This window comes from Clostridium saccharoperbutylacetonicum N1-4(HMT) (assembly GCF_000340885.1).
Taxonomy (GTDB): Bacteria; Bacillota; Clostridia; order Clostridiales; family Clostridiaceae; genus Clostridium; species Clostridium saccharoperbutylacetonicum.
In genome coordinates this window covers 3494140-3506094 of the sequence record NC_020291.1, presented here as the reverse complement: position 1 = coordinate 3506094, position 11955 = coordinate 3494140, and the positions used below count along the sequence as shown (strand labels likewise).

Sequence of the window (11955 nt, the reverse complement as noted above, 5' to 3'; positions counted from 1 at the left end):
TTCATTTCTGAGATAACTTCTTCTCTTTTATTTATTTAAGTTTATGGTCTTTAGTAAAAAATGTTCTATAACCTAAACTCACAAATATTACAGTTGAAACTGCTGTACTACCTAGAATAGCAAGCATTATACCAATTTGATATTTAATTGCTGTTATTGGAAAGGTTCCAGAAAGTATTTGCCCAGTCATCATTCCAGGCAATGAAACAATTCCCATAGTGAGCATATTATTCATTGTAGGTAAAATTGCAGTATCAAACGAATTATTTACAATTTCTTTTGTTGCTGCTGCAGGACTTGCACCTAACATTAATGAATTTTCAATTTCAATTCTTTTTTCTTCAATGGAGCTACAAAGCTTATTAGCACCTAAAGCAATGCCTGTCATACTATTTCCAATTATCATTCCAGAAATCGGTATAAAATATTGAGGATTAAACCAGGGTTGAACACCAAGGATAATTATAATGAAAAAAGTAGCAGTTAATAGTGCTCCAAATGTCATTGCAAATGCAATTATTTTCTTTAATTCATAAGACATATTATATTTAACTCTTTTAATTGAATTATAAATGGCAAAAGATATCATTACCACTATCATTATTGAGGTTAGCCACCAACTTGAATTATTAAAAACAAACATTAATATATAGCCCATTATTATAAGTTGTATTGTCATTCTGGTTGATGCAATAATAATCTGTCTTTCGCGTTTTATTCCTCGTGCTTTAAAGATAATTAGCATTATAAAAACAAAGACATATGCAATAGATAGTCGTAAAATGGAAAGATTCATTACTGTATTATTCATTATATGTCTCCACTACCTTTCCCTGTTCAATTCTTATTATGGAATTTATAAATTTTTCTGCAATTAACTCTGAATGAGTGATCATTATGAGCTCTTTATTGTTTTCCATTACAAATTTAGAGAAATTATCAATTATAAATTCTTCGGTATTTTTATCTAAAGCTGCTGAAGGTTCATCTAGTAAATATGTATCAGCATTCATAAGCATAACTCTTGCAAGGCACAAACGTTGTTTTTCTCCACCTGAAAGATTGCTGCAAGTATCAGAAAGTTCCTTTCTTAACTCCACTCTATCAAGAGCATCTTTCATAGCTTCTTTTGAAGCAGGCAATTTTTCTGAAAATTCCAATCCAATTTGAAGATTATCTTCTATTGTTCCTGGATAAATCACAGGTGTTTGACCTAGCATTACAATGTTGCGACGCAATTTTATTGAGTTAATTCTGGAAATATCCATATTATTATAAGTGATTTTTCCTTCATCTGGAGCATTTAATCTATTTAACATTCGCAATAGAGTTGTTTTTCCGCTTCCTGATGGACCAATAATACAGGTTATATTCTTATTAATTTTTAAATATGGTATATCTAAGATATCTTTAAATTTTATATTGTTTAATTCAAACAATTAGGTTCACTCCTAACATAATAAAATATGTAAAGTCTAAAATTTCACTAGTCCTGCGGAAGATAAATGTATCATATTTCGGTAAGTTTCGCATAGCTCTAATTCTCGCTTTTGATATCTATATAAATAGAAAACCATATAATAATTATATCAACTATTATATGGTTAATCATTAATTTTTTATAAGGCCAATTGCAACTCCAAGGAAATGAACTTCTTGATCTTCTATAATTATTGGATCATATTTTTCGTTTTCTGGCATTAATACAACTTGACCATGGATCTTTTTATAAGTTTTTAAGGTTGCTTCCCCATTGATATCAACTGCTACTATATCCTTAACATTTGGAAAAGGCTGCTTATTGATTACAACTAAATCTCCATCATAAATGTTTTTGTTTATCATGGAGTCACCCTTTACTTTAAGAATAAATGTATCTTTAGTATTTCTTATCCACTCTTTTGGTAAAAGATAATTATCTTCAATTGAATCATTCATTAATATAGGACTACCAGCAGCAATTTCATTAAATACTGGAATATTAATAGTATCTACTACTTTTTCTTCAATTCCATTGTATTTAATGTATATTTCATCCAATGCATCTGGATCTTTAATAAATTTATGAGAAACATTTCGTTTTAAATCTATATATTCGATTGGATTTAATGTTAAATAAGAGTCTGTGTTTTGTGGAGTTGTATTACTTTCGATCATATCATAATTTTCAACTTTAGTAGTATAATCTTCATTTACTTCATGATCATAATGTTCAGTTAGTGTAATACTCTTACCTTTCATATCATAACCTAAACTACTAAAAGCTTTTCCATCAGAAATCCAAGCATTTAATGTTGGCTTTTCACCAATATTAAATATAAAGGTTATGCTTGAATAATGAGTTTGATTATGTATTGTTTTTAATAAATCCAATTCAACTTTTGTTAAAATTTCGCTATTATCAATAAAAATATGTGTAAAAGCTTTTGTTTTATTATTTGTAGCACTTTTAAGTGCAAAAGAAGCTTTATCTTGTAAATCTATTTTATTTATCTTATTCAAATTATTGTTATATTCAATAACTATGTCATAAATAGCATGTCTAAGTTTCGAATTCTTTCTCAGTATTTTTTTATTACCAGTTATTTCATTTATTCTGCTTTTTCTTGGCACATTTTGATATTCTTCAATACTGTTGAGCCCCGAAGCCTTAATCCATGTGATTTCTTCAAATATAAATTTTGTGTATGAAGCATCAAATATATCAAACTTTTCCTTTGTATATTTTTGCTTAATAACTTCAATAGCCTTTTTTAATTGTACTTCACATTCAGTAATTGATGCTTCTATTAGTTTTATTTTATGCTCTGTTTCATATTGATTAAAATAATATTGTATTAAAGAACTAATTGTGCTAATTTCTAATTTATTTGTATTATCAGCATCAAAAAAACTATTTTGATGATATTTTTCACTATCCATATTATCATATACAAAGGATATAAATTTAGAATGTTCTTCACTATTTGTTGCAATAAGAATTCTATCATTTTTATTAATACAATAATTATTAAGTAATGTTGGAATTTTATTTACATAAGCTGTTGTTTTTCCTGTACTATTTTCACCTTTTATTAACATAGGTCCATTAGGTTTGCTGTTAATAATTTTCTTTTGTTTCCTATTGAATTCCATAAAAATCCTCCTTCCTTTTGTGTTATTTTATTTAGAATTTAATCATATCCTAAAATACAAATTATCACGAAACTAAATATATTCTATATTAAATCATAGATGTAATTATACTATATTATCTGACTATGTGCAAAATTTTAATCTTAGAGTATTGAATAAATTAAAAGTTGGTTCACTTCCTATTATTAAACATTACACCTTTCTTCTAACTAAAAATAAACATAGTGGGCAAAGAAGTATTGCACACTATGTTATATATTTATCTCCTCAATAGATTTTATCCTAAACCCTTAACTTAATTAAGGCATAACTCCTTTTTTATAGGGTGAAAAAATTTCATATTCTGGCAAAGCTGCTCCTTATATTAGTGAAAAGATCCTTATTGTAGCATAGCTACTCTTTATATAGGCGAAATGATCCGCATTGTGGCATAGCCACTCTTTATATAGGTGTATATTCATACGAAAAATTATAAGAACCTGAACCAATTTCAAAAGAAATATTATCACCAAAAATTTCGAAACCAAAATCAGTATCAATATAAGTTTCGGAGAGCCCGTTAGTTAAATCAATATGCAATCTTTTTTCATTGTAGGCTTCAATAATGTATTTTTTTATTTTTTCAATATTTTTAACTTTAGGAAGTGTAATCCTTGAAGTTGTATTGTGAGGAATTACTACATTCATATTTATCTTATCCTCAATTATTTCCCAACTGACTGATATTTTTCCATACATAGTATCTAAAGCAGCCTTAGTATAGCTTAATTTCTCTGATAGTTTTGGAGCTATTTGGGATTTTTTATATCCTGCCTCAGCCATATCAATACCACCAATATTTTGGTACATCCATGCACCTACTGAACCATATGAATAATGGTTAAAGGAATTCATACCTATATCCCAAAAAGAACCATCAACTTTAATACTGTCCCAATGCTCCCACATGGTTGTAGCCCCTCTTTCTACCTGATATAACCAAGATGGATAATCAGTATTAAATAGAAGTTTATAAGCAACGTCTTCATATCCATTATCAGATAGCACATGACAAATATACGGAGTTCCTAAAAATCCTGTATCTAAATGCATATTTTTCTTTTCTATTAATTCCACTAATCTTTTAGCAATCCTTTCTTTATATTTTTCTGGGACTAAATCAAAATATAAAGATATTACTTGAGCAGTTTGAGTTTCACTTGTTAAATTACCTTCATTGTCATAAAATCTATTAATATAAGCTTCTTTTATTGAAGCATATAACTGGTTATATAATTTGTAATCATCAAACTTTCCTAATATTTTAGCTATATTTGCAAATATTCCTGTAGAATAAGCATAATATGCGGTAGAAACTAAGTATCCATCGGTTGCTCCAAAAAAGCTTCCTTCTTCATTGTCTAAAGCAAGCCAATCTGCAAGTTGAAGACCAGTATCCCAAAGATATTCATCATTACCTTGATTTCTTATATAATTAATCCAATTTTTCATACTATCATATTGCTGAATTAATATATTTTCATCCCCATAACATTGATAAATTGTCCAAGGACATATAACAGCTGCATCTCCCCAACCTGCGGTTGTTAATCCAATTCCATCAGCAAATGTACCCTTTAATATATCTGGAACTACAAAAGGTACTGCACCATCTGACATTTGATTACAAGAAAGATCCTTTAACCACTTGCTGAAAAAAGGTGCTGCATTCATATTAAAGCATGCAGTTCGTGCAAAGATTTGTGCATCTCCTGTCCACCCTAAACGTTCATCTCTTTGAGGACAATCTGTTGGCACATCAATAAAATTACCCTTTTGTCCCCATAAAATATTATGTTGAAGTTGATTAATTTTTTTATCAGAAGTTTCAAAACTTCCTATAGGTTTCATGTCTGAATGAAGTACAACTCCTGTAAAATTAGAAGGTTTTATATCTTTGGGGAATCCTTCAAGCTTAACATAACGGAATCCTTGAAAAGTAAAATGAGGTTCATATATTTCTTCTTCATTACCACTACATATATAAGTAACTTTTTGAGCTGCATCTCTAATATTATCTCTATAGAAATTCCCTTCTTTATCTAAAACCTCACCGTGAATTAAAGTTACTTTTTGTCCTTTTTCTCCCCTAATCTTAAAGCGTACAAAGCCAGCCATATTTTGTCCCATATCTAATACAAACTCTCCCTTTGGAGTTTTAAATATTGACAATGGTTCTATTTCTTCTTGAATTCTAATTGGTTCATTTTCTTGAGCAATTAAATGTGTCTTTGGATATGGAACAATTATTAAATTACTGTCTATACTAGCTTCCTCTTTTTCCCTTGCATCATATATTTCCCCATTATATATGTCAGACATTAATATGTTACAATTTTCTTCCTTCCAAGATTCATCTGAAGCTATAACTTCACTTGTGCCATCTTCATAATAAATATACATTTGAAGCAACAAAGCATTCTTACTTCCGTAAGTATCTTTTCTCTTAGTCCATCCTAGATAGCCACTGTACCAGCCTTCTCCAATTGTTGCATTAAGTTTATTGTCCTTAGCTTTAATTAAATCAGAAACTTCATAAGTCTGATATTGAATGCGATAATTATAGTCAGTCCAACCTGGTGTTAAATAATCTTCCCCAACTCTTTTTCCATTTAAATAAAGTTCGTATACTCCTAAACTTGTTACATAAACGACAGCTTTCTTAACATCTTTATTTATAGTAAAATTCTTAAAACAACTAAATGGAGCTCTAGCTTTAAAGTCTTCATTTATTTTTTGATCTTTTAAAGAAATCCACTCTGCCTTCCATTCCGAAGTATTTATTAAACCCATTTCCCAAAAGCACGTATTACTCCAATCGGATTCTTCTTCTTTATTAATCCATACCTTTACTCGATAAAAATATCTCATTCTACTTTCAAGTGGCGCTCCTTCATAAGGAATATGAATTGATTTTTCAGAGAAGGTATGCATGTTCCATACAATATTCTTAAATTCTTCATCTGTTGCAACTTGTATTTGAAATTGCTGCTGTTTAACATTTCTTTTATCAGAAATAATCTGCCAGCTCAATCTTGGATTTATTTTATCTATTCCTATTGGATTTTCTAAATATTCACATTTTAAGTTTTTTACAACTAGCATACTAAAACTCCTCTCGATATCCATGCATGTTTCAATTGATAATATATCATTTATACGTAATAATATATAAACAAAGCTTTAGCTTTAAAATAATTATATAAATTCAATTGAATTACATATACTTTTTAAATGTATAATTAGGCATAAGTTAAAACAACCTAATGCCTAATTAAAATACAAACTATGATTTTCTAATAAAAATTTATATTTACTAACTTATCTTTTTAAATAGTATTAATAAATACCTTATTTGTTTCTTTCTTTTAATTCTGCAATAATTTTAGGATATATTCTATCTAAATCGTAGAAATAAAGTAATACAGCTGTTAGTATTGATGCAGCAATTGGTGCATATGCAAAGGAAACTTTCATTGCCATGATTGCTGAAGCACTTTGAGTAGCTTGTCCTCCAATATATCCACCAAGGCCTAATATTGCTCCAAGTACTGCACCGCCTAATCCTGTACCTACTTTTTCAGCAAAACCTTCTGCTGCAAAAGTTAAACCTTCAATACGAATTCCATGTTTCCATTGACCATACTCTACTGTATCTCCAAGCATTGCAAAGGCTGAAACTAAGAATCCAGCGGATCCTAAACCTTTAATAACTAGTCCTGCTATGATCATTGTAATATTTGTTGGAGCTAATGCCATAGGTATTGAGCCAACTATAGTTAATATTATTCCACCTAAAGCAGTGTTTCTTTTTCCAAACCTAGTAAGAACAGGTCCTGCTAAAAATGATCCTGCAATTATAGGTAAAAAAGATGCTGTTCCAATTACTCCAACTAAATTGGGATTTCCAAGTACATATTGAGCATAATAAACATTTACCCCACCAAGTCCTGCTGATATAAATATTATTACAATACTAGCTACAATCATTGCCCAATATTTATTTCTAAATAATGTTTTTAATCCATCCTTTAAAGAGAAATCAGCATTATCTACTGGCGCTGCTACTCTTTCCTTTGTATTCTTAAAACACATAAAATATAATACCGCTGATGCTATTCCATATACAACTGCAAGAAGAAGCCATCCCCTTTTTCCATCGCCAAAAGTCTTTACTAAAGGCATTGTAATTATACTAAGTATTAATGCACCTAAAAAACCAAACATACTTCTATAAGAACTTAATTGTGACCTTACATTTGAATCTTGACTTATTAAGGCACTCAAAACGTTATACGGAGTTGCTGTTCCTGTAAACATAAGCATTCCAAAAATATATGTAATAAATGCATAAATAATTTTACCGTTACTACTTAAATCTGGCGCTGTAAACATTAGTATTAATGATACTGCATAAGGTATAGCTAGCCATAAAAGCCAAGGCCGAGCCTTTCCAAACTTTGTTTTTGTCTTATCAACAATTGCCCCCATTGCTAAATCTGCAACTCCATCAAGAATTCTTCCTGCAAGTAAAATAAATCCAACTGTTGCTACTGCAATTCCTGCAATATCTGTATAGAAAAAACTTATAAAAGTATTTGCAGTAGTCAATAAAAGATTACCTGCTAAATTTCCAAATCCATAAGATACTTTTTCGCCAAAACCAACTTTATTATTTTCACTGTTAGCTGAAATATTAACATTTGCCTTTGAATTTATATCCATATTTCTCCTCCTACTTAACTTATAACTTATAAGTTATTTATTCATAAGTTATCGATTACAAGCTGAGCCCAAACTTTAAGTTAATCAAACACTATACTCATATAATATTTCAAATTCATCTTAAAACCAATAACATAACTTAATGAAAAAGGCTGACATTTTTTAATCTAAATTTCAAATAATAAAAAATTTATTTGGACATTACTTTATATGTATATGGCTATTTAAAATCATTAATCATACTTTTGTAATTCTATATCTAATTTAAACTTACAAAATTTAATTTTAATGATTGACATTTTTTAATCATAGGATTATATTTTTAAAATAATAAATCTAAGTTTATATAGATAAAAAATCTATAATAAATCCTATAATTGTGCTTAGGTATTTTTAGAAAGGAATTGGTGTAGAAAATGAACTTAATGGAATTAGATAAATTTTTAAAAGAATATACAGAAGACGAATTATATTATAAAAAATTTTATTTAGCTAAACAAAATCCTAATACCTATAAAACCTTTATGGATAATTTGGATATAGAATACATAAAGAAATTAAGGCTTCTCATTCCTGGAGTTGACCATGGTATTGATCCTTCTTTCATGCCAGAAGATATACTTTTTGTTGAAAAGAAAAACCATAATGTCATAGCACTAAAACACTATAGATATACTCCTGAATTTAATCATAAACATAGTTTTTTTGAAATGAGTTATGTTTATTCTGGAAGCTTCAAACAAGATATTTCTGGAGATGAAATTAATTTTAATGAAGGTGATTTATACATTCTGCCTCCTAATGTTGAACATTCTGTTGGCATTTACGATGATACTGTACTGGTTAATTTTTTGATCAGAAGAAGTACCTTTAATGATACATTTTTAGAAGTATTAAGTGAAGAAAATATCTTGTCTGCTTTTTTTACTAAGATTTTGTACACTAAAAATTATAATAACTACATTATATTCCACACAAATAATAATCCTGAAATAAAGAAAATTCTTTGTGAAATGATAATTGAAGACTTTGAAAATAAGAAATACAGCAATAAAATTTTAGATAATCAAATTATGATACTCTTTGCAAATTTACTAAGGAACGATATTAATAAGGTAGAATTACCTCAAGAACTGCAAAAGACTAACAAACAGCTTGCCTCAATAATTTCTTATATTCAAGGAAATTATAAGACTATAACTTTGAATGATTTATCAAATGAATTTCATTTTTCAATACCCTATTTAAGTAAGCTCATAAAAAAAACAACAGGCCATACCTTTAAAGAAATGATTCAAACCTTAAAATTAAATAAGGCAATTGAACTTTTATCCTCAACAGATTTAAAAATTCGGGATATTAGTGATGCTATTGGTTACGAAAATGATACCCATTTTATAAGAACCTTTAAGAAGGTTTATGGAATTTCTCCTAATCAATATAGGGATCAAATACAGAATGTAATTGACTAATTAAACTTAATGTAAAAGAAAATAGCATTATAATTCTCCACTATAATTTTATTCACAAAAAATTATAGTGGAGAATTTACGTAAAATTATTACAATATAGAATCTATATAATTGAAACTATATTGTAATAATCCTATAAAATATGTATAATGACAATTGACTTTTAGTTAATGATTCATTTCATTATTAAGTATACAAGCTTGAAGGGAGAATATTATGAAACCTAACATTATATTTTTTGACATAGATGGAACGTTGTTATGCGAAAAAACTTATCGCGTTCCCCAGAGTACAAAAAATGCTATAAAAAAAGCACAGGAAAATGGACATCTTGTATTTGTTAATACCGGAAGACCTATTTTAGAAATTGACACTTGTATAGAAGAATTAAATTTTGATGGGTATGTTTGTGGGTGTGGTACATATGTGGAATTGAATTCAAAAGAATTATTTCACAAGAGTCTTGGAATTGAATTATCAAAAGAAATTGCAATGAAATTAAAAGAATATAAAATAGATGCTATTTTAGAAGGAAGAAATGGTGTTTATTATGATCATGATAAAAATATAAATTCAAAAGAAGTGCAAAGAATTAAGGAACGTCATATTAAAGAAGGTTTTTATAAAGGACAAACTTTTGATGATGTAGATATTGATTTTGATAAATTAGTTATTTGGAATAATGAAAATAGTAATTTCGAAGCTTTCTATGATAATTATAAGAACTCCTTTGATTTTATACATCGAGGCAAAGATTTTTATGAAATAGTTCCTTTAGAATGTTCTAAAGCCACAGGAATAAAATTTATTTCAAATTACTTAGATATACCTCATGAAAATACTTATGCAATTGGTGACAGCACAAATGATTTAACTATGCTTGAATATGTTAAAAATAGTATTGCTATGGGAAATAGTAATCCAATATTATTTGATTTAGTGTCTTTTGTAACAAAAGATATTGAAGAAGACGGAATTGCTTATGCTTTAAAACATTATAATATGATATAAAATATAAAAATCAAACATCAATTTTTTAGAGACATTATGATATTTTTTAGAGTTTCTAGCTCCTTTTTTAATTCTGTATTTTCTTGTTTTAGTTTTTTAATCTCATATTGATATGAATAGAGTGCGGTTCCATGGTCTGGAAACGCACTCTCTCCGTATTCTTCATATTCACTTATACGACGATATAATGAGTTATAGTGTACAACCAGTGTTCTGGAAACCTCTGCTACAGGCATATTATCTTCTATAACTAACTTTACTGCTGCTATTTTAAATTCTTTGTTATATGAACGTCGCATAATAAATAAACCACCTTTCATATTTTTCTCTTAACTTTGTGTCTACTTTATTATACCATGTCCAATTTTTATTATTTCACTTGTCTACCTATAAGTGAGCATATCACACTTTACATTGAATTCAATAATTTAATATATTGATAACTTCAACTCGTAGCAATAATTTTTTTTCTATGCAATTCTGCAATTATTGGTTGAATATTTTTTGAAGATATATTAGACATGAAAACGGCATGGATTGAAAGAAAATACTACAACAAAGTCATAGGACTCTTTAGTACAATTATCAATTGCTGTAAAATTTAGAATATCATTTTTTTTAGGATCTAACTTACAATAAGTTTCTACAATTATTCCAGATTGAATTATTCTATATATTCCAAGATTTCCGCATATCCCCTTTTCAGAATAAGGATCTTTATACTTTATAATAACATCTCCACATGACTTTAATACATCAACGGTGAAATATTGAGATTTCCCTGGATACAAATAAATCATCTTATTTTTTGTATCAAAATCAACTTTTAATTTACAATTAACATAAATTTTTGAGTTTCCGCTGCAAGAATAATCTTCAATATTTTCACTATCGTCTAGAGAATCTTCCTTAATGTAATCTTTATACTCTTCATCATATATATCTTTGCCTAAACTCATAATATGACCTCCTAAATAAACTATCTTTATAATTTAATATATAATATTGTATTAATGTTAATCTTGAAATGGTACAATTATCAATTTTAAAGCATAATATGCATTATAAGTGATAATAAAAAGGAAGTGTGATTTTGGAAGGTAATGAAACGTATAAAGAAAAATGCGAATTTATAGCACATCCTTGTGACTTAAAAGTGGAAATTAGGGAAATAAAACCGTTTTATGTGTGTGCATGCAAATCTATCTTATTAGATTTAAAAGTTATAAGTCCTTATAATATTAATAACTTTATAAAAATTAAAAAAGAACCCAAATATGGAAAGGTAGTTTTAATCAATTCATCTACTCTTATATATAAATCAACAAGGAGATTTTCGGGATTTGATTTGTTTCAACTTCTAGTTGAAGATGAATATGGTGGAAATCATATTGAAAATATACTTATTCGTGTTGTATGCAAATAGAGAGTGAGATTGTTAAAAACCTCACTCTCTTTATTTATATTTCATATTTTCTTGAAAATAATACCGATAAATATATAGCATAAATGTAATATTCATTAAAATTAGTTATGCTAGCTTAATTTTGTAAATAAATCTTAGTTTTAATAT

At 27.9% G+C, this 11955-nt stretch carries 10 protein-coding genes; 3 read left to right on the top strand and 7 right to left on the bottom strand.

Annotated elements, in window-relative coordinates; all coding sequences use genetic code 11:
* Nucleotides 1-31: 31 nt before the first annotated feature.
* The 5 genes from CSPA_RS15680 to CSPA_RS15660 all read right to left on the bottom strand — a co-directional run bounded on the left by CSPA_RS15680 (nucleotide 32) and on the right by CSPA_RS15660 (nucleotide 7899).
* Entirely contained in the window at nucleotides 32-811 is a 780-nt protein-coding gene (locus CSPA_RS15680) for an ABC transporter permease (protein ID WP_015393304.1), read from the bottom strand.
* The gene (locus CSPA_RS15675; RefSeq protein ID WP_015393303.1) at nucleotides 804-1439 is read right to left on the bottom strand and encodes an ABC transporter ATP-binding protein; all 636 of its coding nucleotides are present in this window, start codon (nucleotides 1437-1439) and stop codon (nucleotides 804-806) included. Before CSPA_RS15675 ends, CSPA_RS15680 begins: the two co-directional genes overlap by 8 nt.
* 172 nt (nucleotides 1440-1611) lie before the next feature.
* On the bottom strand, nucleotides 1612-3135 hold the full coding sequence (lexA, locus tag CSPA_RS15670) for a transcriptional repressor LexA (protein ID WP_015393302.1): 1524 nt from the start codon (nucleotides 3133-3135) through the stop codon (nucleotides 1612-1614).
* Nucleotides 3136-3576: 441 nt separating this feature from the next.
* Entirely contained in the window at nucleotides 3577-6279 is a 2703-nt protein-coding gene (locus CSPA_RS15665; RefSeq protein ID WP_015393301.1) for an alpha-L-rhamnosidase, read from the bottom strand.
* A 246-nt stretch (nucleotides 6280-6525) separates the two neighbouring features.
* Nucleotides 6526-7899: an MFS transporter gene (locus CSPA_RS15660; protein ID WP_015393300.1), complete on the bottom strand. Its 1374-nt coding sequence runs from the start codon at nucleotides 7897-7899 to the stop codon at nucleotides 6526-6528.
* A gap of 416 nt (nucleotides 7900-8315) precedes the next feature.
* On the opposite strand from CSPA_RS15660, the gene CSPA_RS15655 reads away from it, so the two are divergent.
* Together CSPA_RS15655 and CSPA_RS15650 are read left to right on the top strand one after the other, a co-directional pair.
* A complete protein-coding gene (locus CSPA_RS15655) occupies nucleotides 8316-9371 on the top strand; it encodes an AraC family transcriptional regulator (RefSeq protein WP_015393299.1) in 1056 nt (351 codons plus the stop codon).
* Nucleotides 9372-9587: 216 nt separating this feature from the next.
* Nucleotides 9588-10382: a Cof-type HAD-IIB family hydrolase gene (locus CSPA_RS15650; RefSeq protein ID WP_015393298.1), complete on the top strand. Its 795-nt coding sequence runs from the start codon at nucleotides 9588-9590 to the stop codon at nucleotides 10380-10382.
* A 17-nt stretch (nucleotides 10383-10399) separates the two neighbouring features.
* Here CSPA_RS15650 and CSPA_RS15645 read toward each other — a convergent pair whose 3' ends face one another.
* Nucleotides 10400-10681, bottom strand: coding sequence for a transposase (locus CSPA_RS15645; RefSeq protein ID WP_015393297.1), 282 nt, complete (start codon nucleotides 10679-10681; stop codon nucleotides 10400-10402).
* 216 nt (nucleotides 10682-10897) lie between these two features.
* Nucleotides 10898-11341 (bottom strand): hypothetical protein, encoded by a 444-nt coding sequence (locus CSPA_RS15640; protein WP_015393296.1) that lies wholly within the window; start codon nucleotides 11339-11341, stop codon nucleotides 10898-10900.
* A gap of 134 nt (nucleotides 11342-11475) precedes the next feature.
* On the opposite strand from CSPA_RS15640, the gene CSPA_RS15635 reads away from it, so the two are divergent.
* A complete protein-coding gene (locus CSPA_RS15635; protein ID WP_015393295.1) occupies nucleotides 11476-11808 on the top strand; it encodes a hypothetical protein in 333 nt (110 codons plus the stop codon).
* Nucleotides 11809-11955 lie beyond the last annotated feature (147 nt).

Coding starts and splice junctions, on each gene's coding strand:
- CSPA_RS15680 (WP_015393304.1), bottom strand. CDS start 811: ATGAATAATACAGTAATGAATCTTTCCATTTTACGACTATCTATTGCA.
- CSPA_RS15665 (WP_015393301.1), bottom strand. CDS start 6,279: ATGCTAGTTGTAAAAAACTTAAAATGTGAATATTTAGAAAATCCAATA.
- CSPA_RS15650 (WP_015393298.1), top strand. CDS start 9,588: ATGAAACCTAACATTATATTTTTTGACATAGATGGAACGTTGTTATGC.
- CSPA_RS15640 (WP_015393296.1), bottom strand. CDS start 11,341: ATGAGTTTAGGCAAAGATATATATGATGAAGAGTATAAAGATTACATT.
- CSPA_RS15660 (WP_015393300.1), bottom strand. CDS start 7,899: ATGGATATAAATTCAAAGGCAAATGTTAATATTTCAGCTAACAGTGAA.
- CSPA_RS15655 (WP_015393299.1), top strand. CDS start 8,316: ATGAACTTAATGGAATTAGATAAATTTTTAAAAGAATATACAGAAGAC.
- lexA (WP_015393302.1), bottom strand. CDS start 3,135: ATGGAATTCAATAGGAAACAAAAGAAAATTATTAACAGCAAACCTAAT.
- CSPA_RS15645 (WP_015393297.1), bottom strand. CDS start 10,681: ATGCGACGTTCATATAACAAAGAATTTAAAATAGCAGCAGTAAAGTTA.